Source organism: Pandoraea eparura, assembly GCF_902459725.1.
GTDB classification, from domain to species: Bacteria; Pseudomonadota; Gammaproteobacteria; order Burkholderiales; family Burkholderiaceae; genus Pandoraea; species Pandoraea eparura.
The window spans coordinates 80,681-105,235 of the sequence record NZ_CABPSH010000002.1; the positions used below are offsets into that span (position 1 = coordinate 80,681).

A 24,555-nucleotide genomic window follows, 5' to 3' on the forward strand; every position below is an offset into this window, starting at 1 on the left:
TTGCGCCACCGCGCACGACCGGCAACGAATGCGCACGACACAACGGCACCAGCGCAACGGAGCATGGGGCGCTTACGCCCCCGGGATTTGAGTCGCAAAGTCACTTTGTCCTCTGTCAGACTTTGCCGCGCAGACGTGCCCATTCGGCGGAGTGGAGCGCTTTGAAATGCTCCGACTGCTCGACGTTCAGGTAGCCAGCGAGGAAATTGAAGAAGGCACGGCGCTCGTCGAGCGCACGATATGTTGCGCAATGACTCGCTGCCGCAGCGATGAACGTGTCGACGTATCCGCCCTGACGAGCCTGCACAAACAGCACGTCAGGCGGAAACACCGGGAACAGCGTGGTCAGGAATGCGTGCAGACGGTCCGGTGCGTGCTTCGCGAGCCGTGCGCTCTCAAGCGCTGCACATTCGAGCTGCGCGTCGAGATCGCAACAAAGCCCCGCCTTTGCGCGGTAGCGGTTACAACACACCATGCCGTGACCGAACTGCATCGGTTACGGGTTGCCTTTGTTGGCGAGGTGACGCGCCCGGGCAAGAAGCCCGTCAAGCGTGCCTTGCGTCTCGCGCACTACTCGCGTGATAGCGTCCAGCTCGTCGAGCGAAATGCGGTTGTCGTCGATTGCCTCGATCACTTCCGCCGCCACTGCCCCCGAGTGCTGCCCGAGCGATAGGGCGTCACGAGCCAAGCCCGAAACGCATTGCTCCCCGGAGATCTGCGCCATTGGAGTAGCACGCATGCCGTGTTGCGAGGCGAACGCCGAGATTGCGTCGCGCGCATCCGGCCGTCCGCGCTCCTCAAGCCACTCGACGAGCAAATCGAACATCTCAAACGAAAGCCGGTTGTCACCCTCATTTCGCAGGCGAAGGCGCAGCGACTCGGGCGAAATCTGGCGACTGCGACGGGCAGACAGGTAGTTCGCAGCGTCTACGACGCCACCAGGCGTGCCGCGAACAGCGTTGTAGAGGACGTCGAGAGGGTCGGTTTCGCGATACTTGTAAGTCATGATGTCCCGGTTCTTTGTTGCGCTTGCGTTTCATCGTGTTAACCGCCGCTGAACATCCGTACAGTTCAGGGCGTGACCCAACTTGGGGAGAGGGAAATGCGGAAACAGAGATCAGTTCGCCGAGGTCGCGTCGCCGGGCATCGGATGCTCGCTCGTGCGACGCGCGAAGTAATCGTGCAGGGCCTGAACCGTCGACACGCGCGGATCAGTCACTCGGCCACTGGCCACCTTGACGACGGTGTGGTACGGCACACCGGAATCCCGAGCGATGGCGGGCCATTCACGCTTGTGTTTCTGCAAGTTGGCTCGCACGGCGTCGATCCAATGCGGTTGGTTTGGCTCCATTTCCGTGACCTTTCGTTTGAATAACCGAAAGAATAACCATTGATGGCTATTTTTACAAGCGACAATTGGTCACAAAAGGCTATCCATCATTGGCAACATGGGTTCATGGCTACCGACAATCCAACCCAACCCACGAAGCTCCAAGCGCTGCTTGCAAAGAACGTGCGCGAGCAAATGAGCCTGCGTCCACACCTGAATACCCAGGTCAAGTTATCGACCAAGGCAGGCGTAACACAGAGCACCGTTGGGAGAATTCTTCGAGGGGAAGTGTCACCGCTACTTAGCAACGTAGAGGCGGTGGCGGATGCACTAGGGGTGAGCGTCACAAGCCTGCTCGTGGAACCGCACGAGCGCGACGAGATCCAGTACGACCGAGAAGCGTACGCGCGCCTTCCAGAGTCAGAGAAAGAGAAGATTCAGTCGTATATAGCGTTCGTCATCGCGACGAATAAGGGACTGACATTTTCCGAAGTAACGCCAGCAGACCCGGCACAAGCCGACATGCTTGCCGCAGCGTCCAGCAGACCATTAGATCACAGGACGCTGACGCATAATGAAACGACCAGTTCACCCAAAAAACGAGCAGTCAAACGTAGTTAGCCTTAGTGACGCCCGCTTCGAGCGCGCAAAACAATCCGACACTCCTGCCCCCCACCACATCGAGGTTAGACAGCAGGCCATTTTGAAAGCAACGCTGCGGACTTTCGAGTCGACGGCTCGCGCTCCTGTGGCCGCAGCACAGGTCTTTGTCCGCTCCGATGGCACCATTGAGACAGCCATAAACAACGTGGAGCCGGAACACGTCGGCCCCATCGTATCCGCACTCCGGCGCATCCAAGAAATCCTCCTCGGCACGGGTACACGAGCGCTAAGACCCTCCCCCAGAGAACGAGGAGCAATCGACGCGTTCCTCCCCCTCTGCGCAATTCAGATCGCCGCGTTTGCCGCCGCCGCATATGTCAACACAATTCCGTGGCTTGACGTATTGCTGACCACCGGCGGTGAACTGCTAGCCATTGCTACATGCAGGTACACCTCCAGCAAGCCATAACCATACTTGGCAGTTTTGCAATGATTGGTTAGAGGAAAATCCACGATCACACGAATAAATAACCATTTATGGCTTGACCAAAATAGCCATTAATGGTTATTCTCCGCTCCAGTTGCCACGAGAAGCGGAGACAGTCATGCACCCCCTGTTTGACCAGTACACCGAGCAGCGCCAAGCCAACCTGCGCGCCATGCAAGGCTTGCCGAGCGCAGTCCAGAACAGCTATGCGGCTGGGCGAAAAAGTGACTTTGCTCGACCGCGCCGCGCTCTCCATCTCTGTTTGTTGGCCCTCGCCGCAGCGATTGTCTACCTGAGCAGCCTGCCCGCCGTGCAGACCGATCCCGCTCCTGTACGTAAGCCGAGCATCTATCGCGCCGTCTGCGACGTTGAGTGCCAGCGAGTCGCGCGCCCCAGCGACCTATACGGCGAAGGGGCCCGCTAGTGACCCGCCCCGAAATCACTGACGCGGATCTCTTACGCGAATTCCGTCTCCTGCGCTGCATAGGCCCGCCATCCATTGCACTAACCCACCCCGGAATTCGCAGATGCCTCGCGAACTGCGCGGAGATCCGCCAGCGACGCGAAACGCCAAGAGCAACCTCACCGGATCTCAAGCGACGCGCTGCCGGTGACAACGACGAGTGACCAGCCATGACGAAACCCTACATCCTCTCAGGCCCCGACCGCGACCATCGCGCGGGCACGATCAGTCTGATGAGCACCATCAGCTACGACCCGATGGCACCGCGCCCGACATCGCCGCTGCTAATCGGGAAGTACGTCGTTCATCGGAAGCCCCTCGCACGCACGCCGATGATGGTCTACATGATCATGCTCGGCAACGTGGTAGTCGGAACGCAAATTTCGATCCCGAGCATCGCCGATTGTGACGCCGCGTCGAAACGCGAGCGCGCCCGCCTGGCAGCTGTCGCGGAAGCACAGACCGCGCGCGACGCGAAGGTCGCTGCCTGCGACATGAAATCCCGTGCAACCAGATCGAAGCACAAGGCAGCGAACGCCGCTCGCGCAAAGGAGGCCGCATGATCGACGAGCGGCAAACCGATCTCGTGGCTGAGCCGATCATCACCGGCAACACTAAGGCCGCAGTGAAGGCGATTGGAGGCGGTTCGTCAGATCTGTGGATGGTGGATCCACGCAAACTTCACTACGACTCGCGCGATAACGTACGCCCCCTCATTCAAGAGCGCGTGGAGCACTTCAAACGCCTGATGCTGGCGAACGGCTTCCAGAAGGACGCGCCGCTCGGCTGCTTCGTTCGGAAGGAAGGCGACGCGGATAAGATTTACGTCCAAGCTGGGCAGCACCGCTACCACGCAGCACTCGCGGCAATTGCCTGCGGCGAGTGGGCAAGCAAGGAGGTCAAGTTTGACCGCGTGCCCATCGTCATTCGAGACGCCCGCACCGTCGACCGCAAGACGCTACTCATCACGGGCGTGACAAGCAATGACAGCGAGAAGCTCACGCCACTCGAATTGGCAGGGGTCATCGCCGAACTGCAACGCGAGGGTATGACGCAGGCAGAGATCTGCCGCGCACTCAACATTACGGGACAGACGGTGCGCGACGTCATGCTGTTGCTCGACGCACCACCCGAGTTACACGACATGATTCGCGAGAAGGCAATCACTTCGACGCTCGCCATCAAGACAATCCGTGACGTCGGCGCGGATAAGGCGTTCAGCGTTCTGAAGACTGCCCTGACTGTCGCGATCAAAGACGGCCGCACGAAAGTCACTCAGAAGAACCTCGCGCCCGCAAAGCCCAAGCAGACGATCAAGTCGACGCAGACACCTCCCGACGAGATCTCGCACGCGCAGGCAAAGCAGCTTTTGCAGGCGTTGCAGACGGTCATGCACGACCCGCTATTCGATCAGCTCGGCCAGCCCGCCATCGATGCCGTGCACAGAAGCATGCGCGAGGCGAACGCACACCTACATTTGTCCGCGTGGCCCAATCGATTGCCCAAGGGGGCGATCTGATGTCCCGCCCGGCCATTTCCACCCCATGTCCGCTGCCGCGACAGCGGGACGAGGGGGCAGACGACAAGTCGCCCCCAACCAATCCCACATCGAGCCTCGGCGGGGATGTGCGTACGTCCGGGGAATCTATTCAGATGGACAATGCGCCGCTCACGCGGCGCGAATTCGAGATTAACGAAGGCGGGGCGCTTACGCACCCCGCCGAGCCGGAGACCGCCACAATGTCCAAGCAGCCCCCCGCCCGCTTCCAGCGCGTGCTAGACGAACTGGATGCCATCGGCGCTGACACCCGCCCTGATCTCGCACGGCTCTCGAAGGCGATCCGCGCATTTGGCAACGCTCAATACGATCCGTTATGGATGGGGACGGATTTCGCGCGCGCTCCAGACGCCCGAGGGGCACGTTCGCTGCACCACGAGCACGTCGACGTCGCGGCGGCTGAAACGTTCGTCGCCGCGATGAAGAGCAAGCTCGCCGTCAGCCACGCCAAGGGACGCTACGGCTCGCAGTACATCGACGCCGCAACATTGAGTCGCGCGCTCCGCGAGCACGTGGAAAAGGGCGATCCGGTCGACGTAGCGAACTGCTGCATGTTCCTTTGGATGCTTGGCTCTTCAATTTGCAGCAGCCACGATTGCGCGGCGGACGCCGCCCGGGCATTCCACCAGCCGGGGACGAAATGAGCAGCACTTTCCTTTCGAGCGACGAAGTGCACGAACTAACCGGCCGTCGCCAACACGCGGCGCAGGTTCGAACGCTACGTACGATGGGGATAGAACATCGAGTCCGGCCGGACGGCTCAGTCGTCGTCTTGCGCGCACACGTCGAGGCCCTGATGGGCGTGACCGCTAGCCGCCGAGTCGCGGAATGGCAACCGAATTGGAGCGCAGCATAATGCCCCGTCCAAGAAGCAAAGAGAACAAGGGCCTCCCGACACGCTGGCGTCAGCGCAGCGGAGCCTACTACTACCAGGTGCCTCGCGGCCTTGAAGCGATGTGGGACGGGAAAACGGAATTCCGACTCGGCTCGTCATTACCAGAGGCATACCGCGTTTGGGCCGAGCGCCTTGGCAAGATGGAGGAGACTCGTACCGTCGCAGAACTACTCGACCGCTACTCGTTGCAAGTCGTCCCCACGAAGCAGCCCACGACACGCGCGCAAAATCAAGTCGCCATCAAGCGATTGCGCAACGTCCTTGGCGCCGCTCCGATCACCGCGATTCGGCCGCAGCTTATCTATCAGTATGTCGAGCGGCGCGAGGCAAAGGTGGCCGCACGCCGCGAGATCGAGATCCTGTCGCATGCGTTCACTAAGGCTGTCGAGTGGGGCATTCTGGACAGGCATCCATTCAAGGGCGAAGTACGCCTATCCGGCGAGAAGGCTCGCACGCGCTACATCGCCAATTGGGAGATCGAGGAATGCATGACGCTGGAGCCGAGGCGAAAAAAAGGCAGCGTGCTGGCGTTGCAGGCGTACATTCGCATTAAGTTAATGACGGGCATGGCACGCAGCGACCTTTTGCGCTTGCAGCCAGATCGCGACTTCGACGACGTCGGCATCCACATCCAACGCCACAAGACGGAAGGCAGCAGCGGCAAACGCACTATTTACGAGTGGACGGACAAGCTGCGTGCAGCAGTTGCCGACGCAATCCGCGCTCGGCCAGTTCGCACGTCGCCGTGGCTCTTTTGCACGCTTGAGGGGGATGGCTACATCGATGAGGAAACCGGCCGCGCTGGCGGATTCGATTCGATGTGGCGCGGGTTCATGGACCGGGTTCTTTCCGAAACCAAGGTGAAGGAGCGGTTCACAGAGCACGATCTACGCGCCAAGGTCTCAAGCGATGCCGAGTCCATCGAACATGCAAGAGCACTACTCTCTCATACGACAACGCAGACCACTCAGCGCTCCTACCGCCGCAAAGCTGAGAAAGTTAAACCGCTGGACTAATTCCAGCAACTCCGTCTAGCAAAAGTTGCCTAGGTACTCACAGCCTGTTCAGGTCGACTGCGTAACCGGCTGCGCGGAGTTCTTTCGCCAAGTCGAGGTGCCATCGATCTCGCTCGTCCAGCTCAACGTAGCCAAATCCTGCTAAATCTGATGGCACATCGACCCCCGGCTCCACTAGGGTACAAACACGTTCTCGACCGAGCTTGCCAATGAAGAATCCACATTCAAAGATAACGTTTTGACGTGCACGGGGTTTGTCCTCAGACTCAGTCTTGAGGCGGCCCACATCGTCGCCGGTCCACAATATCACCGCAAATCCGGCGTTAGCGTGAGCTTCTAGCTTCTCAATCACCGTTGCACCGGCGTTCGCTTGTTCGTGCAAAATTACTGCGGTGAAACCCAATCGCTCGATGAATCGAGCAACAGACTGCTTGCGTTCACCATCACGACCATGAACGATGAAAACGCGAGTGGCATCAAGCGCCGCTCCCTCAACAGTTACTTTGCTTGTGTTAGCTGGAGGCACATACAGTTCGATTGTCTGGTCCAAGTGTTCCAAGTTGGATATCGCCCGCTTCGTGTGCTTTACGTACTTTTCACTTTCCTCGTGCGCAGTTGGGGTGTGAAAGACCATTTCCCATGGCCCGGTGTTACGGTACTCATCCGCAAAACGGTCGGTCGTGAACATTTGCTCGACCATCTTGCCGTTGTAGTCATGCCACTTGCGGAACTTTGTGCGCGCGTCGTCCCCTTCCTGAGGACGCACGTGAATGACTTGAAGCTCCTTAATCAACTCCCTTCCCAAGTCGATCCTCTCAGCGACCTTTCCACGAGCTGACGCCACGTCCATCGTGAGTTCGGGCCGCAGCGAGCCATCGCTTGCTGGCTCAGTCTTTTTATGTTTCGTAGCCATACCTGTTCCGTTGGATTATGCGGAATTCGACAGATTGCGCCGTCGTTGAACAGCTGGGAATTGCGTGGTGTTGGGTATTCTATGCCAACATGCGGCGACAAATCGGTCTCGCCGAACGGGCGAAACGCACCTGCTGCTAGGAAGCGGAATAGGTCAAGGCAACGAGCTGACGCACTCCGAATAGGAAAGCCCCGTCCGAATAGGGAACGGGGCTTTCTCGAAAAGGCCCGGAAGCCTTATAGAATGCGGTGGCGGAGAGAGGGGGATTCGAACCCCCGATAGGCTATTAACCTATACACGCTTTCCAGGCGTGCGACTTAAACCGCTCATCCATCTCTCCTGAAGGTCGCGAATTATAGCAGATCATCGGCAACATCCCATACCCTTTCGTGCGAATCCTGCCAAAATCGCTTCCAACCCGCGTCCTCACGGGCGGCGAAGATGATCCACCAGATGCCGGTCACGCTCGCTCGGATGCCCACCCAGCAAGCTGAATACGATCGCCACCGCAAATCCCACCGGCACCCCAAACGCCCCCGCCGAAATCGGATCCACCCCCCACCAGCGCGCCCCAACATAGCCCGTCAAACGCGTAAAGAACGGGTACGTCGTCACAATGTAATACACACACACCAACAACCCGCTCACCATCCCCGCCGTCGCGCCCAACCGCGTCGTGCGCTTCCAAAACACCCCCAACACCAACGCCGGGAACAAACACGACGCCGCCAACGAAAACGCCGCCCCCACCAGGAACAATATGTTCCCCAGGTTCAGCGACGTCACATACGACGCAAACATCGCCACGCATAACAACAATATCTTCGACGTCGTCACCCGCTTCTGGCTCGACGCATTGCGATCCACCATGTGAAAGTAGACGTCGTGCGACAGCGCATTCGCAATCGTCAGCAGCAACCCGTCCGCCGTCGACAACACCGCGGCCAACGCCCCAGCCGCCACCAGCCCCGAAATGACGTACGGTAACCCCGCGATCTCCGGTCCCGCCAACACCAGCATGTCCGGCTGCATCCAGATCTCCCCCCACTGCACCACCCCGTCGCGGTACACGTCGGAAATATCGATCTGCACCGGCGTCGCATGCCGCCACTGCGTCACCCACCCCGGCAGATTCTCGTAACGCGCCCCCACCAGATGCAGCAGCACGTCGTACTTGAGCATCACCGCCAACGCCGGCGCACTCACATACAGCAGTGCCACGAAGAACAGCGTCCACCCCACGGAACTGCGCGCACCCTGCACCGTCGCCGTCGTGCCATAGCGCGTCAAGATGTGCGGCAAACTCGCCGTGCCAATCATCAGGCACGCCATCAGCAACAGAAAGTTCAATCGCTGCGCGCTGCGTGTCGTGTCATCGTGCGCCGGGAACGGCTCCGTCATCGCGTGCTGTGGCGCACTGCGTTCGACGTACTGATTGCGCATCTCCAGCCACCGATTCTGTGCATCGCCGACATCGCGCGGAAACGCGTCGAGCTTAGCCTCGAGCACCTTCACGTCGCGCAACGGCCCATTGCGACGCTTCGTATCCAGCAACTGTCGCTCCAGCTCCGTACGCTCGCTGTAAAAGCTGTCCGGCAAGCCGTCCAACCGACGCTGCATCTGCTCCGCCTGCTCACGGTAGTAGTCGCGCACCTCGCGCTCAGGCACCGACTGCTGTATCTCGCGCTCCAGCGCCTCGACCTTCGCCAACGCCGTGCCATAACTGAACTGCGGAAACCACCCATTACCCGTCTGATGACCAATCATGGCCGTCGGCACCAGGAACGCTGTGATCATGATGATGTACTGCGCCACCTGCGTCCACGTCACGGCGCGCATCCCCCCGAGGAACGAGCACACCAGAATGCCCGCCAACCCGAAGAAAATGCCAATGGTGAATTCCACACCGATGAATCTCGACGCAATCAGCCCCACGCCCTGAATCTGTGCCACGAGATAAACGAACGAACACAGAATCGTCGAGAAGACGCCTAACGCCCGCACCACATTGCTGTCGTAACGCGTGCCGAGAAAGTCGGGCACCGTGTAGCGCCCCATCTTGCGCAGGTACGGCGCGAGCAGGAACGCCACCAGACAGTAACCGCCCGTCCACCCCATGACGTATGCCAGACCATCGTAGCCCGACACGTACAGCGATCCCGCCAACCCCATGAACGACGCCGCGCTCATCCAGTCCGCCGCACACGCCATGCCATTGAAGACCGGCGGAACACGACGCCCCGCCACGTAGTACTCGGCAGCGTCCGACGTCCGGGAGATCAGGCCAATCACCGCGTATACGGCAATCGTCACGAACAGGAAGGCATAACCAATCCACACGCCCGGGCCATTGACCCGCTCGAGCAACCCCATCATCAGCACGAACGAGAGGAAGCCCGCCGTGTAGTACACGTAGTAGCGCAGCATCCTGCGCGTGAAACTCATCGGGAGTTCGGCGCCGAGACGACGCGAGAGGAAGTGCTGGAGGCGGTGGAGGCGGTGGAGGCGGTGGAGGCGGTGGAGGCGGTGGAGGCGGTGGAGGCGGTAGAGACGCTTAAGGCGCTTGAGGTGCCGGACGACACGCTTGGCGATGTCGCGCGCGCCGCCGGGGTGCGTGTGCCGCCGCTATCCGGGTCGAGGCTGTCGCGATGGGCTGCGCGCAACGCATGCAATTCACGATGGTAGCGCGCATCGTTACGTCGTTGCAGCCACGCGTAGACGACGATCAAGCCGATGTCGATCAGAATCGTCCCCTGGGCGCCCATGTAGAACGGCAGCGGCCACCCGGCAAATCGCATCGTGTCCCATTCCCGCGCCCAGAATTGCGGCACGAAGGTCACCACGAAGCCAATCGCCATGAGCACCGCCACCAACCGCAAGGTTCGCCGCCAGTGACGCACCGCAATGCCGGCCGCCGCCCCATGCCAGTCGACATCGGGCAGCGCCCCGCCGGCAGCAGAACCCGACGGCCCGCTGACGCCCGCCGGGTCGGCCTTGCCGGCCGAGCCGGCGTACGAGCGATTTGCCATAGCCGCCCTGGAAACCCGCGCTTACTGCGCCTGCTTGAGCTGCTCCAGGATGGCCGGATTCTCAAGCGTGGACGTGTCCTGCGTAATCTCCTCGCCCTTGGCAATCACGCGGAGCAAACGACGCATGATCTTGCCCGAGCGGGTCTTCGGCAGGTTGTCCCCGAAGCGGATGTCCTTCGGCTTGGCAATCGGCCCGATCTCCTTGCCCACCCAGTTACGCAGTTCGATTGCCAGTTGCTTGGCTTCGTCGCCGGTCGGGCGCGAACGCTTGAGCACCACGAACGCAACGATGGCCTCGCCCGTCGTGTCGTCAGGGCGACCCACGACCGCCGCTTCGGCCACCAGCGGATTGGCGACGAGCGCCGACTCGATTTCCATCGTGCCCATGCGGTGACCCGAGACGTTCAGCACGTCGTCGATGCGACCCATGATGGTGAAGTAGCCGGTCTTGGCGTCGCGAATCGACCCATCCCCCGCCAGATAAATCTTGCCACCCAGTTCCGACGGGAAGTAGCTCGACTTGTAACGCTCCGGATCGCCCCAGATCGTGCGAATCATCGACGGCCACGCACGCTTGATCACCAACATGCCGCCCTGGCCGTTGGGCACGTCCTGCCCGGTTTCGTCGACGATGGCCACCGCAACGCCCGGCAGGCCCAACGTGCACGACCCCGGTACCAGCGGCGTGGCGCCCGGCAGCGGCGTAATGACATGACCGCCTGTCTCCGTCTGCCACCACGTGTCGACGATCGGGCAACGCCCGCCGCCAACGTTTTCGTAGTACCACATCCACGCTTCCGGATTGATCGGTTCGCCAACCGACCCGAGAATGCGCAGCGACGACAGGTCGTACTGCCTGGGGTGCACCGCCGGCGTCTGCTCGGCCGCCTTGATCAGCGAACGAATCGCCGTCGGCGCGGTGTAGAACACCGACACCTTGTGACGCCCGATCATCTCCCAGAACCGACCCGCGTTCGGGTACGTCGGCACGCCTTCGAACACAATCTGCGTCGCCCCCACGGCCAACGGGCCGTAGGCGATGTAAGTGTGGCCTGTGATCCAGCCGATGTCGGCCGTGCACCAGAAGACGTCGTCGGGTTTGATGTCGAAGGTCCACTGCATGGTGAGCGACGCCCACAGCAGGTAGCCGCCCGTGCTGTGCTGCACGCCTTTCGGCTTGCCCGTCGAGCCCGACGTATACAGGATGAAAAGCGGGTGCTCCGCGCCAACCCACTCCGGTTCGCATTGATCCGATTGACCGGCAACGAGGTCCTGCAGCACCTCGTCTCGGCCGGCCTGCATCGCGACATTCCCGCCCGTGCGACGGTAGACGATCACGGACTTCACATGTTCGCACCCGCCCATCGCGAGCGCCTCGTCAACGATGGCCTTCAACGGCAGTGCCTTGCCGCCCCGCATCTGCTCGTCGGCGGTGACGATGACCACCGCCCCGGCATCGATCACGCGCTCGTTGAGCGACTTGGCGGAGAAGCCGCCGAACACGACCGAATGCGTCGCACCAATACGCGCGCACGCCTGCATGGCGACCACACCTTCGATCGACATCGGCATATAAATGACCACGCGGTCGCCCTTCTTCACGCCCTTGGCCTTGAGCGCGTTCGCAAAACGGTTCACGCGCGCGAGCAGCTCACGGTAGGTGACGGGGGTCACCGTGCCGTCGTCGGCCTCGAACAGCATCGCGTTCTTTTCGCCAAGGCCGGCTTCGATCTGGCGATCCAGGCAGTTATACGACGCGTTGATCAGGCCGTCTTCGAACCACGTGTAGAACGGGGCGTTGGTCTCGTCGAGGACTTTCGTGAACGGCTTGTGCCAGGCGAGATTCTCACGCGCCTGACGCGCCCAGAATCCCTCGTAATCCTTGTCGGCCTCGGCGCACAGCGCCTCATAGGCGGGCATACCGGAGATCTTCGCTTTGGCGACCAGCGCCTGCGGCGGCGCGAAGACGCGCTGCTCCTGCAATACCGATTCGATTGCTGCCATGAGTTGTCCCCTCTTATAGATATGCAAATACCATTGCAATCAAGCCAAAATAAACCGCTAACGCCACATTAAGACGAGCGACTTACTAACGCCTTACACTGGCACACGACGCGACGTACGCCCCTCGCGCGCGGGGCTCGCGCAACCGTGCCGCCGCATGGCATCCGACTGTGGCGAATTCGCTACAATCCTACCCGCATCCCCTCTGACTCGCCACCCCGAACTCGCACGGAGCGCCCGTGAATTCGACATCTCCGTCTCAACCGCCCACCGCGCGCCCCCCGACGGCATCGGCCACCGACCGCCTGTTTGCGCGCTTTCCGAGTTTCGCGCTGGCCCTGGCAATGACCTTCGTGGGTACCAACGTCGGCATCGGCAAAACCATGGTCGCCGTCATGCCGGTGGCCGCCTTCGCGCTGTGGCGCTTCGTGATCGCCATCGTCGCCCTCGCGCCCCGCTACCGGCCGTCCGCCATGCGACGCGTCACCGGCCCTCAATGGCGCAATCTCTTTGTTCAGACGTTTTTCGGCACGTTCCTCTTCACCTTGCTCATGCTCTCGGGCGTGCGAATGACGACGGCCACCGCCGCCGGGGTCATCACCGCGACGCTGCCGGCCTGCGTCGCTCTGCTGTCGTGGGCGGTCCTGCGCGAACACCCGTCGCGACGCACGCTTGTGAGCATCGGGCTGGCGATTGCCGGCGTGGCCCTGCTCAACCTGTCGCGCGCCGACACGCACGGCACTGGCGCCTCGGCCGCGACCGGCAATGCCTGGTTGGGAAACGCGCTAGTCCTCGGCGCCGTGGTCTGCGAAGCCATCTACGTGATCGTCTCGAAACGGCTTGCGGCCGAACTCGCCGCCATCGATATCTGCGCGTACACCCACCTGATCGGCGGCGCCATGATGCTGCCCTTCGGCGTGGTGGGCCTGATGGCAGTGGATTACGCGGCGCTGACACCCGGGCATTGGGCACTCATCGTCTGGTACGGCCTCGCCGCCAGTGTCTTCTCGTTTTTCCTGTGGATGCGCGGCATTCGGCACGTCAGCGCTCAGCTCGCGGGGGTTTTCACGGCGATGGTACCCGTGGCGGCCACCGCCTACGGTGTGATCTTTCTGGGCGAACGACTGGCCCCCGCCCAGGGCGCTGCACTGGCCCTGACGGTGGCCGGCATTGTCCTCGCGGCATTGCCGCGCGCCGGTTCGCGCAAGACGCTATTGCCCGCCCGCGACTGAATCGAACACGGCGCCCGCAGCAAGACGTTGTAAAATGCCCGCCAAGCGGCATATCGCGACGCGATATCCGTGACGGGCAAGCGCTCGCCGGAAAGCCGGCGGTAGGGCCCGATGACTTCCTGTTTGATTTGCGTAACCGATAGATAACTACGGGCTGCCGCGGCAAGCGCGGGCCCATGTCACCACTTCGTCAAAACCGCCATGTCGACTCCCGGCCGCCCGTCCGACGCGCCGATGCGCCCCCTGCCCCGCATCATCTTCTTCAGTCGCTGGCTCCAGCTGCCGCTGTATCTAGGGCTGATCGCCGCGCAAGGCGTCTATGTCTACAAGTTCCTGGCCGAACTCTGGCACCTGATCTCACACGCCACGACGTTCGACGAAACACAGATCATGCTCGTCGTGCTCGGCCTGATCGACGTGGTGATGATCTCGAACCTGCTCATCATGGTCATCATCGGCGGCTATGAGACGTTCGTCTCGCGCCTCGGCGTCGAGGGCCATCCGGACGAGCCGGAGTGGCTCGATCACGTCAACGCCGGCGTGCTCAAGGTGAAGCTGTCGATGGCGCTCATCAGCATCTCGTCGATCCATCTGCTCAAGACGTTTATCGATGCCGCCCAGCAAACACCGCACACCATCATGTGGCAAGTGATCATTCACTGTGTCTTCCTGCTTTCCGCCGTGGTCATGGCCGTCGTCAACAAGATGACGAACGAGAGCCACGCCCCGGCGTACGCAACCCAGCAACTCATTACCCCCACCCGTCCCCACTAAGTCGAGAGCCGTTTCATGTCTACCGTCATTAAAGAAGACGACGTCATTCAGAGCGTCGCCGGTGCCCTGCAGTACATCAGCTACTACCATCCGGACGATTACATCCAGGCGCTCGGCCGGGCGTACGAGGCCGAGCAAAGCCCCGCCGCGCGCGACGCGATCGCGCAGATCCTGACCAACAGCCGCATGTGCGCCGAAGGCCGCCGTCCGCTGTGCCAGGACACCGGCATCGTGACCGTGTTCGTGAAGGTCGGCATGAACGTACGCTGGGACGCCAAGCGCAGCCTCACCGACATGATCAACGAAGGCGTGCGTCAGGCGTATATGCACCCGGACAACGTGCTGCGCGCGTCGATCGTGGCTCCGCCCGAAGCCGGCCGCAAGAACACGAAGGACAACACGCCCGCCGTCATCCACTACGAAATCGTGGAGGGCGACAAGGTCGACATCACGGTCGCAGCCAAGGGCGGTGGCTCGGAGAACAAGTCGAAGTTCGTGATGCTCAACCCGTCCGATTCGATCGTCGACTGGGTCGTGAAGACCGTGCCGACGATGGGCGCCGGCTGGTGCCCGCCGGGCATGCTCGGCATCGGTATCGGCGGCACGGCTGAAAAAGCCATGGTGCTTGCCAAGGAATCGCTCATGGATCCGATCGATATTCATGACGTAATCCAGCGTGGCCCGCAGAACTGGAACGAAGAGCTGCGTATCGAGCTGTTCGAGAAGGTCAACGCTCTTGGTATCGGCGCGCAAGGCCTGGGCGGCCTGGCCACCGTGCTCGACGTGAAGATCCTCGACTACCCGACGCACGCGGCGTCCAAGCCGGTCGCCATGATCCCGAACTGCGCCGCCACGCGTCACGCACACTTCACGCTGGATGGCTCGGGCCCGTCGTTCCTCGCCGCACCGTCGCTCGACGCATGGCCAAACGTGCACTGGGCACCGAATACCGAGACGAGCAAGCGCGTCGATCTGGACACGCTCACGCCGGAAGAAGTCGCCAGCTGGACGCCGGGCCAGACCTTGCTGCTCTCGGGCAAGATGCTCACCGGTCGCGACGCGGCGCACAAGCGCATTGCCGACATGATCGGTCGCGGCGAGCCGCTGCCGGTCGACTTCAACGGCCGTGCGATCTACTACGTCGGCCCGGTCGATCCGGTGCGTGACGAAGTCGTCGGCCCGGCAGGCCCGACCACGTCCACCCGCATGGACAAGTTCACCGACATGATGCTGTCGAAGACGGGCCTCGCCGTCATGATCGGCAAGTCGGAGCGTGGCCCCGCCGCCATCGAGGCGATCAAGAAGCACAAGGCTGCGTACCTGATGGCCGTTGGCGGTGCCGCTTATCTCGTGTCCAAGGCCATTCGTGCGGCGCGCGTGCTTGCGTTCGAAGACCTCGGCATGGAAGCCATCTACGAGTTCGACGTCGAGGACATGCCCGTGACGGTCGCCGTCGATTCGACCGGCGTTTCCGTGCACCAGACCGGTCCGAAGGAATGGCAAGCCAAGATCGGCAAGATCCCGGTCGCTGCGGAGTAATGTGCCGTAAAGCGACGTAGCGCGATGTCGCGCGCCACGACGCGATACCCGGTTGCCCCCCGGCCGCAGACGGCCGGGTCAGCGCCTGCTGGACCGAGCCCGGCCTTCGCCGGGCTTTTTTTGTGCGCTCGTCGCCGATCTGCACCAGACCGATCTCACAAGAGGGAACGCGAATGGATCGCATTTCCATTTGCACCTTGGTTCACGAAAAGCCCGGCAAGGCTTGGCTTCCCGGTCTTTTCAGGCTACGCTTCAACCGCTCGCAAACCGAACAAGGCAGGGATTCCAAATGAAAGGCGACAAGAAAGTTCTCGAACTTCTCAACGCGCAGCTCACGAACGAGCTGACGGCGATCAACCAGTACTTTCTGCACGCCCGGATGTACAACCACTGGGGCCTCGCAAAGCTCGGCAAGCACGAGTACGACGAGTCCATCGGCGAGATGAAGCACGCCGACAAGCTGATCGAACGCATCTTCATGCTCGACGGCCTGCCCAACCTGCAAGATCTGCACAAGCTGCTCATCGGTGAGAACACCGAAGAAATCCTGAAGTGCGATCTGAAGCTCGAATACCTCTCGCAAAAGACTTGCAAGGAAGGGATCGCCCATTGCGAAAGCGTGAAGGACTTCGTCTCGCGCGAAATTTTCAACGAGATCCTGCACGACACGGAAGAACATATCGACTGGCTGGAAACGCAGATCGATCTGATCGGCAAGGTCGGCCTGCAGAACTACCAGCAGTCAGGCATGGCGTCGTTCGACGAGTAAGGTCGATACGCCCGCCGCAACACGCGGACTCACCGCGCATCGCCGCACCGATATCGGTTCGCGGCCTTTGCGCTAGAATTCCGGGGCCGGCCATTTGCCGGCCCTTTTTCGTTTCCCATGCCCTCCAACGCGCCGATTGGCGTTTTCGATTCCGGTCTCGGCGGCCTGTCGGTGCTTCAGGCCGTACGCGCCCTGCTCCCGCAAGAGTCCCTGCTCTACGTGGCCGACTCCCGCTTCGCGCCGTATGGTGAGCGTCCCGATGCCTTCATCGAAGCGCGCAGTGTGGCGATCGGTCGGTGGCTGCGCGAGCGCGGCGCCAAGGCGCTCGTCGTCGCCTGCAACACCGCGACGGCACACGGCGTGGCCGCGCTGCGCGCGGATGCGCCGTGGCCGGTCGTCGGCGTCGAGCCCGGCATCAAGCCCGCGGCGGCGGTGTCGACACATGGCGTGATCGGGGTGCTCGCCACGGCGGCGACGCTGCGCAGCGCGCGCTTCGCCGATCTCCTGGCGCGTCACACGGCGCAGGGGCAACGCTTCCTTTGCCAGCCAGGCCACGGACTCGTCGAGCGTATCGAAGCCGGTGACGTCGACTCCCCCGAGGTCATGGCGCTGCTCGAACGGTTCGTCGATCCGATGGTCGCGCAAGGCGCCGATACGCTCGTGCTCGGCTGCACCCACTACCCCTTCCTGATACCAGCCATTCAGCGGCGCTTCGGCACCTCGCTCGCCCTCATCGACACCGGTGCGGCCATCGCTCGTCAGCTTCAACGGCGTCTCGACGCCGATGACCTGAGCGCCGCCCGCTTGCCCGACGCGCGTGGCGACCTCCAACTGTTCACCACCGCCAATGCGAGCGCGCTGCAGACGATGGCCGACCGGCTCCTGCCCAACGCCCCGCGCGTTCAGATGGCCGAAATCGACGAGAGCAACGAGATCCGCGAAAGCGACGCAACAATCGCGTCGAGCGGCCCGGCCAGCGGCCATCCGCCGCCAGACCTTCCCACCATCTCCAGCTGACGCCGCAACTCCAAACCCCTGCTCACGCCATGGAATAGGCCGGCGACACTTGCAAAACGTCATCAATTGAATAATAATTATTCTCATTAGTGTTACATTTTGACGTTTTCATCATGATCGTCTGCGTCTGCAAATCCGTCTCCGAGCGCCAGATCAAGGCTTGTATCGACGCCGGTGCCACCTCGATGGAAGATCTTCAGATCGACCTCGGTGTTGCGCTGTGCTGCGGCAAGTGCGGTCCTTATGTCCAGGAAATGGTGTCGGGTGCCTCGCCGTGCTGCGGCCGCTTGTGCGGCGGTTGCTGCCAGTCGGCGCAAGGGACGGCCCCCTCGGAAGTCGTTGTCGCGCCGGCCCTGGCGCTGGCCGCCTGAGGCGGTTCGCGCCGTCGCGCCCACCGCCCCCTGATTACCCCGACCGTCTCGGCATCGATGTTGCCGAGCGTTCTGCTTCGCGTTTTTCGATTCCCCTGTGCGGCCAAGTGCCGCATCGGCCTCGAAGCCAGCCAGAGGATGCCCATGCGACAATCCACGTGGGTCGCCCAGCGCCAGCCAGTGACTTGTTACCCTCTGGAGGTGTCGGATGGAACTCCTGATTGGCTTTGTTTCGACGTTATGCTTGTCGTTTTTCCTGTTTCGAAGGTGAGTTTGCGCACAGCGCCTGCCTCCCGGTGTTCGCCGACCGCGCCGCTAGGCGCGGTTTTCCTTTGATCTTACGTCCGGCCCGTCCCGAGCCCCGAGTCTTCGCGCACCGCGCGGCGCTCACCGTTCATCGCCGCTATTTAGCGTACCCTAGCCGTTACCATGTCGACCGTGCCCCCTTCTGGCCTCACGCTCATGCCGAGCCGCGATCCGCTGATGTCGCCGCGAGCCGTTGCGATTGCGGCAGCGATCGTCGTCGTTCACCTTGCCGCGCTGGTGGGGCTGTCGCACCTGCGCAATGCCCCGGAGCCGGCCACGATAGTGCCGACGGTCTTCACCGCCACCATCGTTCCACCGCAGCCGACGCCGGCGCCGCCGCACGCCTCCCCACCCAAGCCGGCGCCCGAGCCGCCGAAGCCGAAGGTCGCACCGCCGCCGCCAAAGCCACGCGTACCGTCGCCCAAGGCGATCACGCAGAAGACCGAACCGGTGGCGCCGCCGCAACCCACCGCCGAGCCCGTGAAAGACACGGCCCCGGTCGCGCCCCCTGCACCGCCCGCCCCGGCCGCCGCGCCGCCGGGGCGCGTCGAAGGGCTGAAACTCGAATGCCCCGACCCGCCGCTGATCTATCCGACGCAGTCGCGTCGGCTTGGCGAGGAAGGCGTCGCCACGGTGCGCATGGTCATCAACCCGCAAGGCCGGGTGTCGGGGGCCGACATCGTCAAGTCGAGCGGGTACCCGAGACTGGATAGGGCCGCCCTCGAATCGGCCTACAAGATGCGCTGCGCCGCCCCGATGAAAGACGGTCGCGCGGTGGAAACCACGGCGACGAAGCCGTTCCGATTCAACTTAGACAACTAACACAACCCTTCACGAACGGGATCTCCCGAGGAAAGCAAAATGCAAGAGTATGGTTTGAGCCACGTCTGGGCGCAGGGCGATTTCGTTACCCGAGCCATCGCGATCGTGTTGTTGGTGATGTCGGTGCTGTCGTGGACGGTCATCCTCATCAAGGGCACGCAAGTCTTTCGCCTGAGCCGCCTGACGCGCACCGCCGAGCCTGATTTCTGGCACTCGGAAAACTTCTCCGCCGGCCTGCAGAAGCTGGGCGAATCCGGGCAGAACAACCCGTTCCTGGCGCTGGCCCTCGCCGGCCAGGACGCCGCCGAGCATCACCGCCAGAGCCAGCCGCATCTGCACGACAAGATGGATGTGAGCGACTGGATCACGCGCGCTCTGAAGAACTCGGTGGACGACACGGTGTCTCGCCTGCAAAGCGGCCTGGCCATGTTGGCGTCGATCGGCTCGACCGCGCCGTTCGTCGGTCTGTTCGGCACGGTGTGGGGTATCTATCACGCCCTGCTGGCCATCGGCGCGTCGGGCCAGACGACGATCGACAAAGTGGCCGGCCCCGTGGGCGAGGCGCTCATCATGACCGCGTTCGGTCTGTTCGTCGCCATTCCGGCCGTGCTCGGCTTCAACGCCCTGACGCGCGCCAACAAGGGCATCGTGTCGAAGCTCAACCGCTTTGCCCACAGCCTGCACGCCTACTTCCTGACCGGCGCCAGCCTGCACTCGACGCAGTTCGCGAACAACGTCTCGCCGGTGCGCAAGTCCACGCCGGCCAGCGCCAGCTAAGCCGCCGAGCACGACAAGGAGTTCGCCATGGCCATGGGTTCATACAGCAGCGACGACAGTGCCGACGACGCCATGATGAGCGAGATCAACATGACGCCCCTCGTCGACGTCATGCTGGTGCTGCTGATCATCTTCATCGTGACGCTGCCGGTGCTCAATCAATCGGTCAAGCTCGACCTGCCGCAGGCGAGCAGCCAGCCGGAAGACACCAAGCCAGCCAAGATCGATCTGTCGATCCAGGCCGACGGCACCGTCTTCTGGGACAAACAGGTGGTCGACGAGACCGCGCTCAAGGCGCGTCTCGCGCAGGCAGCCGAAGCTCAGCCGCAGCCGGAACTGCACCTGTTCGCCGACAAGAACGTGCGCTACGAGAGCGTCGCGCGCGTGCTGGCGGACGCCCAGACGGCGGGCATCACCAAGCTCGGCTTCGTGACCGCGCCCGACACCAAGTAAGGTCGGCGCCTTCAGGAATCGCAGAAGCGCAAGCGCGGTGCTCGTCACCGCGCTTTTTTTGTCCGTCGGATTCGCAAACCGATCGGCTCGGCCGCTTTTCGCCGATATTGTTCCAATCGGGTAACAATCCTTCCTGCGTTACGGGCTACTCTCGGGGCCATGCGCACCGATATAGTTGGGGCACGACTTTGGACGCACAACGCCACCGTGGCATGCGTCCCCACAGGAGATCTCCCCATGAGCACCCCGTACGCCCGCCCGGTCGCCCGCGTCTTCACGGCAGCGCAAACACAGGAAGGCGCCGGTTTTCACGTCAACCGCCCGTTCCCGACGCGCATGATGATGGACTTCGATCCGTTCCTCCTGCTCGATGAGATGGGTCCGATGCAAGTCGCCCCCGGTGACGCCAAAGGCGCGCCCGATCACCCACACCGCGGCTTCGAGACCGTGACGTACCTGCTGGCCGGCGAGATGGAACATCGTGACTCGCAGGGCCACGCGGGCAAGCTCACGCCGGGCGATGTGCAATGGATGACGGCGGGCGCCGGCGTCATCCACTCCGAGATGCCCTCGCAGGCCTTCCAGCAGCGCGGCGGCGTGATGCACGGCTTCCAGCTCTGGGTGAACCTGCCGCGCACGGACAAGATGATGACGCCGCGCTACCAGGAACTGCCGGCAGCCGGTATCCCGAGCGCGACCAGCGAAGACGGCAAGGTGTCGGTGCGCGTGATCGCGGGCGAGGCGCTCGGCACGCGCGCTGCCATCGAAACCCGCACGCCGATCCTGTACCAGCACTTCACGCTGCAACCGCAGGGAGCGCTCGATCACTCGGTGCCCGCGGACTTCAACGTGTTCGCCTACGTGATCGACGGCGAGGGGCAATTCGGTGCCGACGCCACCCCGGCCAAGACGCATCAGATGGTCGTGTTTGGCGAGGCTGGCGAGGCCGGCGAGCGCGTTACGGTGCGCAACGATAGCGACAAGCCGTTGTCGTTCCTGCTGATCGGCGGCAAGCCGCTGGGTGAGCCGGTGGCCCGCTACGGTCCGTTCGTGATGAACACCGAAAGCGAGATTCGTCAGGCGATTCTCGACTTCCAGGCGGGTCGCATGGGACGGATTCCGGCGTCCGGCACCACCGACTGACGCGGCACCATCGGGGAGATCCCTGCCGTTCGCACCCGCCCGGTGAAATTGGGTCACAATGACACGCAGAGTGCGTTGTGGCCCGACGACATCGCCGGGCCGTTCATTCATCTCTCGACACGTTCCATGACGTTCTCCATGAACGTCATGGCGCCCCTACAGGAGTTGCCATGGCTGCAGAAGCGATTGTCACCGCCCATTTGGGCGCCGCGGGTTTTACCACCCCACTCTCGGACGGCAAGCATGAATGGCTGGCCGACGAGCCCGCGACGCTCGGAGGCGGCGACCTCGGCCCCGCCCCCGCAGCGTTGCTGCTCTCCAGTCTCGGCGCCTGCACCTCGATCACGTTGCAGATGTATGCACGGCGCAAGGAATGGCCACTCAAGGAGGTGAAGGTGACGCTAGCGATGAATCCGGACGGCAAACCGCCTGCCGGGACCACGCAGATCACACGCAAGATCGAATTGGCGGGCGATTTGTCCGACGAGCAGCGTCAGCGCCTCTTGGAAATTGCCAATGCGTGCCCAATTCACAAGGTGTTATCGGGCACCATTGCCATCGACAGTACATTGGTCGAGTAATATGCAGCGCGACGCTGGCATGCGGTGACCGCATGCGGCCCCGCACCGACGGAAGGAGAGACATTCTTGCAGTACGAACACCTGATCGAGGTCAACGACCTCCTGAATCCGCTGGCCTTCGCGCTCACGCGCGACCAACTGTGGCGCGGCCTCGTGCTGCGCGCCGAGCAGCCGGAAACTTTCGTGCTCGGACTCGACCAGTGCATCGTGCACGAACGCACCGACGACTCGCTCACGCGCGAGTTGCGTTTCGGTGAGGCCGTCGTGCACGACCGGGTCGTCTTCGACGCGGGACAGTCGGTTCGCTACGAGACGGCGGCCACCGATCAGCACGCTGGCGGCACCCTCACGATGCGGATCGAAGAGCCAACGCCGACGCACTACTTCGTGCGCTTCACCTACAGCACCACGCTGAAGGAAGACGCGGCCACGGCCGACACACGCTACAGCGAGTTCGTGAAGTCCGCTTACCGCGAGGCCGACATCGACACCGTCGCGCAAATCCGAGTGCTCGCCGAGCAAGGTGCGCTCGGCTGAGCGGCCGTCGATCCACGCATTGCCTGCCGGACGTGGCATGCCACTGTCCGGCAACCTCTCGATTAGCCTGGCACTATTCCAAAAAGTATCCCGATAGCAATATTCAAATGCAAATAGAAATGATTCTCATTTAATATTCATCTCACAGTCAGCCACACGGATGAGCGAGATGACCGCAAGCCACACCCCAGCCCGTCAGACCCCGCCTGCCACGGCATTGCGTCGCACCTTGTCGGCGTCACGTGCGCAAGCGGCCAGCCCGGCGAAGCCGGCCAGCCAAACCACGGGGCGCGCGCTCACCAGCGATCACCTGCTGCAAGGCGCGCAGTGCGTGAACATCCTGCACAACGGACAGACGTATCAGTTGCGCGCCACGCGATACGGCAAGTTGATCCTGACGAAGTAAGACGACGTCGGTTCCGTCATGAATTCTGGCGGCGGCACGACCACGACCGTGCCGCCTCCTTTACCGAGTTTTGTGGGGACCACCTCGCCTAAGAGGTGTTTGGCAGTAGCCAGCGAACGCAACGCAATCCCATGTAGTTACGGCAAGCCCCTCTCTACCCGCGTTGCGCGCCAGCCAAGCCACTTTTTTTGTCCGCCCGCTTACGCGCCCTTCACGGTCGCGATCCCGGCACGCGCAATCTGGGCATCCTGCGCCGACTTCACGCCCGACACGCCGACGGCACCAATCACGTTGCCGTCCACGACGATGGGCACGCCGCCTTCGAGCATCGCAGTATTCGGCGCGCTCAGGAACGCAAAGCGACCGCCATTGATCATTTCTTCGAACGCACCGCTCTCGCGACGGCCGACCGCCGAGGTCTGGGCCTTGCCCAGCGACATCATGGCGGTGCTGGGCGCCGCACCATCCATGCGATGCAGCGACAGGGCGTGACCGCCGTCGTCCACGATCGTAATGCACACGTTCCAGCCATTCGCAGTGGCTTCGGCCACGGCGGCGGCGTTGATCTTCTGTACGTCTTCAACGGTCAGGACAGCTTTCGTCTTCATACGTCTCTCTCGTTTGAGGTTGGCAATTCAAGGAGCTCGCGCCGATGCGCGGCTCCGCTTCGTTCATCGTCCTGCCCGAGACTCCGGTGCGGCGTGGCGTCTCGACGTGGCGGAACGCATCAATGTCCCACGGCCAGGGCCATCCATTCGCGCAGCGCCTGATGTGTGGTGCGCAAGCCGCCAACAGTGGGCCACCAGCCAGGAATGACGTCCGGCTCGAACGCGTTTGCATTGCAGCACGGTGCGGGTACCACCGTAAGACCGGCACGTTCGAACTGATCGCGGGCGCGGCGCATATGCCAGGCACTCGTGACCAGGTACACGCGCGACACGCCGGCGTTCGCCAGCATACGCGCGCTGAAGGTGGCGTTTTGCGCCGTATTCAACGATTGCCCTTCGATCCAGCGCACCGGGACACCGAATTCATCGGTTGCGACTTGCGCCATCATGCGCGCCTCGACGACTTCACCGGTCGGGCTGCCGCCCGAGACGAGCACCGGCAATTGCGTGCGACGCGCGAGCAGCGCGCCGTAACGCACGCGGGCCAAAGTGGGGTCCTTCACATCGGCACCGCCTTCACGACCGAATTCGGGTGCGTGACGGGTCGCGCCGCCGCCGAGGATCACCACCGCCTGCGGCAGCGTCGCCGCCGCGGCGGGCAACCCGCGCGCGGTGTCGAGCGACTTGAGGTCGACCGGGGTTCCGGCTTCCAGCGGACGGGCCAGTTGCCGGGCGAACCAAGGCATCGCCTGAACCCATAGCGCCAGTATCGCGACGACCGCCAACGTTTTGCCGACACGCGGGCACCGCCGCGCGATGGCGAGGGCGAAACCCGCGAGCACCAGGACGTTGACTGGTGGCAGAAACAGGCTGACGAGGAGCGTGCGGACGAGCCAATCGAAAGGCATCCGGCCAGTGTACT

The 24,555-nt window shown here is 62.6% G+C and carries 29 protein-coding genes and 1 tRNA gene; 20 read left to right on the forward strand and 10 right to left on the reverse strand.

Going from position 1 to position 24,555, the window contains the following annotated elements; translation table 11 throughout:
* Positions 1–115: 115 nt before the first annotated feature.
* The 3 genes from PEP31012_RS04400 to PEP31012_RS04410 all read right to left on the reverse strand — a co-directional run bounded on the left by PEP31012_RS04400 (position 116) and on the right by PEP31012_RS04410 (position 1,351).
* A complete protein-coding gene (locus tag PEP31012_RS04400) occupies positions 116–493 on the reverse strand; it encodes a hypothetical protein (protein WP_150588150.1) in 378 nt (125 codons plus the stop codon).
* A 3-nt stretch (positions 494–496) separates the two neighbouring features.
* Entirely contained in the window at positions 497–1,006 is a 510-nt protein-coding gene (locus PEP31012_RS04405; protein ID WP_150588151.1) for a phage regulatory CII family protein, read from the reverse strand.
* A 111-nt stretch (positions 1,007–1,117) separates the two neighbouring features.
* Positions 1,118–1,351 (reverse strand): hypothetical protein, encoded by a 234-nt coding sequence (locus tag PEP31012_RS04410; protein ID WP_174978115.1) that lies wholly within the window; start codon positions 1,349–1,351, stop codon positions 1,118–1,120.
* A 42-nt stretch (positions 1,352–1,393) separates the two neighbouring features.
* Between PEP31012_RS04410 and PEP31012_RS04415 the strand changes: the two genes are divergently transcribed.
* The 7 genes from PEP31012_RS04415 (at position 1,394) to PEP31012_RS04445 (ending at position 6,352) form a co-directional block, all read left to right on the forward strand.
* Positions 1,394–1,951 (forward strand): helix-turn-helix domain-containing protein, encoded by a 558-nt coding sequence (locus PEP31012_RS04415; RefSeq protein ID WP_150588152.1) that lies wholly within the window; start codon positions 1,394–1,396, stop codon positions 1,949–1,951.
* A 587-nt stretch (positions 1,952–2,538) separates the two neighbouring features.
* A complete protein-coding gene (locus PEP31012_RS04420; RefSeq protein ID WP_150588153.1) occupies positions 2,539–2,844 on the forward strand; it encodes a hypothetical protein in 306 nt (101 codons plus the stop codon).
* 209 nt (positions 2,845–3,053) lie between these two features.
* A complete protein-coding gene (locus PEP31012_RS04425; RefSeq protein ID WP_150588154.1) occupies positions 3,054–3,446 on the forward strand; it encodes a beta-hexosaminidase in 393 nt (130 codons plus the stop codon).
* A complete protein-coding gene (locus PEP31012_RS04430) occupies positions 3,443–4,402 on the forward strand; it encodes a ParB/RepB/Spo0J family partition protein (RefSeq protein ID WP_150588155.1) in 960 nt (319 codons plus the stop codon). The genes PEP31012_RS04425 and PEP31012_RS04430 overlap by 4 nt, the downstream gene beginning before the upstream one ends.
* 134 nt (positions 4,403–4,536) lie before the next feature.
* Positions 4,537–5,085 carry a hypothetical protein gene (locus tag PEP31012_RS23565; RefSeq protein WP_174978116.1) on the forward strand — a complete coding sequence of 183 codons (549 nt, stop codon included), beginning with the start codon at positions 4,537–4,539 and terminating at the stop codon, positions 5,083–5,085.
* Positions 5,082–5,297, forward strand: coding sequence for a DUF4224 domain-containing protein (locus PEP31012_RS04440; RefSeq protein WP_150588156.1), 216 nt, complete (start codon positions 5,082–5,084; stop codon positions 5,295–5,297). Before PEP31012_RS23565 ends, PEP31012_RS04440 begins: the two co-directional genes overlap by 4 nt.
* Positions 5,270–6,352 carry a site-specific integrase gene (locus PEP31012_RS04445; protein WP_246171149.1) on the forward strand — a complete coding sequence of 361 codons (1,083 nt, stop codon included), beginning with the start codon at positions 5,270–5,272 and terminating at the stop codon, positions 6,350–6,352. The genes PEP31012_RS04440 and PEP31012_RS04445 overlap by 28 nt, the downstream gene beginning before the upstream one ends.
* Positions 6,353–6,389: 37 nt before the next feature.
* Here PEP31012_RS04445 and PEP31012_RS04450 read toward each other — a convergent pair whose 3' ends face one another.
* The 5 genes from PEP31012_RS04450 to acs all read right to left on the reverse strand — a co-directional run bounded on the left by PEP31012_RS04450 (position 6,390) and on the right by acs (position 12,298).
* Positions 6,390–7,265: a TIR domain-containing protein gene (locus PEP31012_RS04450; protein ID WP_150588157.1), complete on the reverse strand. Its 876-nt coding sequence runs from the start codon at positions 7,263–7,265 to the stop codon at positions 6,390–6,392.
* A 249-nt stretch (positions 7,266–7,514) separates the two neighbouring features.
* Positions 7,515–7,605, reverse strand: a tRNA-Ser gene (locus PEP31012_RS04455).
* An 86-nt stretch (positions 7,606–7,691) separates the two neighbouring features.
* Complete coding sequence (locus PEP31012_RS04460) at positions 7,692–9,710, reverse strand: sodium:solute symporter family protein (protein ID WP_174978117.1); 2,019 nt, start codon at positions 9,708–9,710, stop codon at positions 7,692–7,694.
* Positions 9,707–10,294 (reverse strand): DUF4212 domain-containing protein, encoded by a 588-nt coding sequence (locus tag PEP31012_RS23805; RefSeq protein WP_217427110.1) that lies wholly within the window; start codon positions 10,292–10,294, stop codon positions 9,707–9,709. The genes PEP31012_RS04460 and PEP31012_RS23805 overlap by 4 nt, the downstream gene beginning before the upstream one ends.
* Before the next feature lie 21 nt (positions 10,295–10,315).
* Complete coding sequence (gene acs, locus PEP31012_RS04470) at positions 10,316–12,298, reverse strand: acetate--CoA ligase (RefSeq protein ID WP_150588158.1); 1,983 nt, start codon at positions 12,296–12,298, stop codon at positions 10,316–10,318.
* A 305-nt stretch (positions 12,299–12,603) separates the two neighbouring features.
* On the opposite strand from acs, the gene PEP31012_RS04475 reads away from it, so the two are divergent.
* From PEP31012_RS04475 to hemP, 13 genes are all read left to right on the forward strand, one after another.
* Entirely contained in the window at positions 12,604–13,530 is a 927-nt protein-coding gene (locus PEP31012_RS04475; RefSeq protein ID WP_281355420.1) for a DMT family transporter, read from the forward strand.
* A 201-nt stretch (positions 13,531–13,731) separates the two neighbouring features.
* Entirely contained in the window at positions 13,732–14,304 is a 573-nt protein-coding gene (locus PEP31012_RS04480; RefSeq protein WP_150588159.1) for a TIGR00645 family protein, read from the forward strand.
* A gap of 15 nt (positions 14,305–14,319) precedes the next feature.
* Complete coding sequence (locus tag PEP31012_RS04485) at positions 14,320–15,843, forward strand: fumarate hydratase (protein ID WP_150588160.1); 1,524 nt, start codon at positions 14,320–14,322, stop codon at positions 15,841–15,843.
* A gap of 289 nt (positions 15,844–16,132) precedes the next feature.
* Positions 16,133–16,612, forward strand: coding sequence for a bacterioferritin (gene bfr, locus PEP31012_RS04490; RefSeq protein ID WP_150588161.1), 480 nt, complete (start codon positions 16,133–16,135; stop codon positions 16,610–16,612).
* A 117-nt stretch (positions 16,613–16,729) separates the two neighbouring features.
* Complete coding sequence (murI, locus tag PEP31012_RS04495; RefSeq protein ID WP_150588162.1) at positions 16,730–17,629, forward strand: glutamate racemase; 900 nt, start codon at positions 16,730–16,732, stop codon at positions 17,627–17,629.
* A gap of 113 nt (positions 17,630–17,742) precedes the next feature.
* Entirely contained in the window at positions 17,743–18,000 is a 258-nt protein-coding gene (locus tag PEP31012_RS04500) for a (2Fe-2S)-binding protein (protein ID WP_150588163.1), read from the forward strand.
* 429 nt (positions 18,001–18,429) lie between these two features.
* Positions 18,430–19,128 carry an energy transducer TonB gene (locus tag PEP31012_RS04505; RefSeq protein ID WP_150588164.1) on the forward strand — a complete coding sequence of 233 codons (699 nt, stop codon included), beginning with the start codon at positions 18,430–18,432 and terminating at the stop codon, positions 19,126–19,128.
* A 39-nt stretch (positions 19,129–19,167) separates the two neighbouring features.
* Complete coding sequence (locus tag PEP31012_RS04510; protein ID WP_150588165.1) at positions 19,168–19,905, forward strand: MotA/TolQ/ExbB proton channel family protein; 738 nt, start codon at positions 19,168–19,170, stop codon at positions 19,903–19,905.
* 27 nt (positions 19,906–19,932) lie between these two features.
* Positions 19,933–20,358 (forward strand): ExbD/TolR family protein, encoded by a 426-nt coding sequence (locus tag PEP31012_RS04515; protein ID WP_150588166.1) that lies wholly within the window; start codon positions 19,933–19,935, stop codon positions 20,356–20,358.
* A gap of 237 nt (positions 20,359–20,595) precedes the next feature.
* A complete protein-coding gene (locus PEP31012_RS04520) occupies positions 20,596–21,501 on the forward strand; it encodes a pirin family protein (RefSeq protein WP_150588167.1) in 906 nt (301 codons plus the stop codon).
* 170 nt (positions 21,502–21,671) lie between these two features.
* On the forward strand, positions 21,672–22,082 hold the full coding sequence (locus PEP31012_RS04525) for an OsmC family protein (RefSeq protein ID WP_150588168.1): 411 nt from the start codon (positions 21,672–21,674) through the stop codon (positions 22,080–22,082).
* Positions 22,083–22,148: 66 nt separating this feature from the next.
* Positions 22,149–22,619 (forward strand): SRPBCC family protein, encoded by a 471-nt coding sequence (locus tag PEP31012_RS04530; protein WP_150588169.1) that lies wholly within the window; start codon positions 22,149–22,151, stop codon positions 22,617–22,619.
* Between the two features lie 169 nt (positions 22,620–22,788).
* A complete protein-coding gene (gene hemP, locus PEP31012_RS04535) occupies positions 22,789–23,025 on the forward strand; it encodes a hemin uptake protein HemP (protein ID WP_425494922.1) in 237 nt (78 codons plus the stop codon).
* A 200-nt stretch (positions 23,026–23,225) separates the two neighbouring features.
* On the opposite strand, the gene PEP31012_RS04540 is transcribed toward hemP, so the two are convergent.
* Positions 23,226–23,633 carry a GlcG/HbpS family heme-binding protein gene (locus tag PEP31012_RS04540; RefSeq protein ID WP_150588171.1) on the reverse strand — a complete coding sequence of 136 codons (408 nt, stop codon included), beginning with the start codon at positions 23,631–23,633 and terminating at the stop codon, positions 23,226–23,228.
* A 119-nt stretch (positions 23,634–23,752) separates the two neighbouring features.
* Positions 23,753–24,541, reverse strand: coding sequence for a YdcF family protein (locus PEP31012_RS04545; protein ID WP_150588172.1), 789 nt, complete (start codon positions 24,539–24,541; stop codon positions 23,753–23,755).
* Positions 24,542–24,555: the final 14 nt, after the last annotated feature.

Bases quoted from the DNA above. Each gene is read 5' to 3' on its own strand.
- PEP31012_RS04400 (WP_150588150.1), bottom strand. From the start codon at position 493: ATGCAGTTCGGTCACGGCATGGTGTGTTGTAACCGCTACCGCGCAAAG.
- PEP31012_RS04405 (WP_150588151.1), bottom strand. From the start codon at position 1,006: ATGACTTACAAGTATCGCGAAACCGACCCTCTCGACGTCCTCTACAAC.
- PEP31012_RS04410 (WP_174978115.1), bottom strand. From the start codon at position 1,351: ATGGAGCCAAACCAACCGCATTGGATCGACGCCGTGCGAGCCAACTTG.
- PEP31012_RS04415 (WP_150588152.1), top strand. From the start codon at position 1,394: ATGGCTATTTTTACAAGCGACAATTGGTCACAAAAGGCTATCCATCAT.
- PEP31012_RS04420 (WP_150588153.1), top strand. From the start codon at position 2,539: ATGCACCCCCTGTTTGACCAGTACACCGAGCAGCGCCAAGCCAACCTG.
- PEP31012_RS04425 (WP_150588154.1), top strand. From the start codon at position 3,054: ATGACGAAACCCTACATCCTCTCAGGCCCCGACCGCGACCATCGCGCG.
- PEP31012_RS04430 (WP_150588155.1), top strand. From the start codon at position 3,443: ATGATCGACGAGCGGCAAACCGATCTCGTGGCTGAGCCGATCATCACC.
- PEP31012_RS23565 (WP_174978116.1), top strand. From the start codon at position 4,537: ATGGACAATGCGCCGCTCACGCGGCGCGAATTCGAGATTAACGAAGGC.
- PEP31012_RS04440 (WP_150588156.1), top strand. From the start codon at position 5,082: ATGAGCAGCACTTTCCTTTCGAGCGACGAAGTGCACGAACTAACCGGC.
- PEP31012_RS04445 (WP_246171149.1), top strand. From the start codon at position 5,270: ATGGCAACCGAATTGGAGCGCAGCATAATGCCCCGTCCAAGAAGCAAA.
- PEP31012_RS04450 (WP_150588157.1), bottom strand. From the start codon at position 7,265: ATGGCTACGAAACATAAAAAGACTGAGCCAGCAAGCGATGGCTCGCTG.
- PEP31012_RS04460 (WP_174978117.1), bottom strand. From the start codon at position 9,710: ATGAGTTTCACGCGCAGGATGCTGCGCTACTACGTGTACTACACGGCG.
- PEP31012_RS23805 (WP_217427110.1), bottom strand. From the start codon at position 10,294: ATGGCAAATCGCTCGTACGCCGGCTCGGCCGGCAAGGCCGACCCGGCG.
- acs (WP_150588158.1), bottom strand. From the start codon at position 12,298: ATGGCAGCAATCGAATCGGTATTGCAGGAGCAGCGCGTCTTCGCGCCG.
- PEP31012_RS04480 (WP_150588159.1), top strand. From the start codon at position 13,732: ATGTCGACTCCCGGCCGCCCGTCCGACGCGCCGATGCGCCCCCTGCCC.
- PEP31012_RS04485 (WP_150588160.1), top strand. From the start codon at position 14,320: ATGTCTACCGTCATTAAAGAAGACGACGTCATTCAGAGCGTCGCCGGT.
- bfr (WP_150588161.1), top strand. From the start codon at position 16,133: ATGAAAGGCGACAAGAAAGTTCTCGAACTTCTCAACGCGCAGCTCACG.
- murI (WP_150588162.1), top strand. From the start codon at position 16,730: ATGCCCTCCAACGCGCCGATTGGCGTTTTCGATTCCGGTCTCGGCGGC.
- PEP31012_RS04500 (WP_150588163.1), top strand. From the start codon at position 17,743: ATGATCGTCTGCGTCTGCAAATCCGTCTCCGAGCGCCAGATCAAGGCT.
- PEP31012_RS04505 (WP_150588164.1), top strand. From the start codon at position 18,430: ATGTCGACCGTGCCCCCTTCTGGCCTCACGCTCATGCCGAGCCGCGAT.
- PEP31012_RS04510 (WP_150588165.1), top strand. From the start codon at position 19,168: ATGCAAGAGTATGGTTTGAGCCACGTCTGGGCGCAGGGCGATTTCGTT.
- PEP31012_RS04515 (WP_150588166.1), top strand. From the start codon at position 19,933: ATGGCCATGGGTTCATACAGCAGCGACGACAGTGCCGACGACGCCATG.
- PEP31012_RS04520 (WP_150588167.1), top strand. From the start codon at position 20,596: ATGAGCACCCCGTACGCCCGCCCGGTCGCCCGCGTCTTCACGGCAGCG.
- PEP31012_RS04525 (WP_150588168.1), top strand. From the start codon at position 21,672: ATGGCTGCAGAAGCGATTGTCACCGCCCATTTGGGCGCCGCGGGTTTT.
- hemP (WP_425494922.1), top strand. From the start codon at position 22,789: ATGACCGCAAGCCACACCCCAGCCCGTCAGACCCCGCCTGCCACGGCA.
- PEP31012_RS04540 (WP_150588171.1), bottom strand. From the start codon at position 23,633: ATGAAGACGAAAGCTGTCCTGACCGTTGAAGACGTACAGAAGATCAAC.
- PEP31012_RS04545 (WP_150588172.1), bottom strand. From the start codon at position 24,541: ATGCCTTTCGATTGGCTCGTCCGCACGCTCCTCGTCAGCCTGTTTCTG.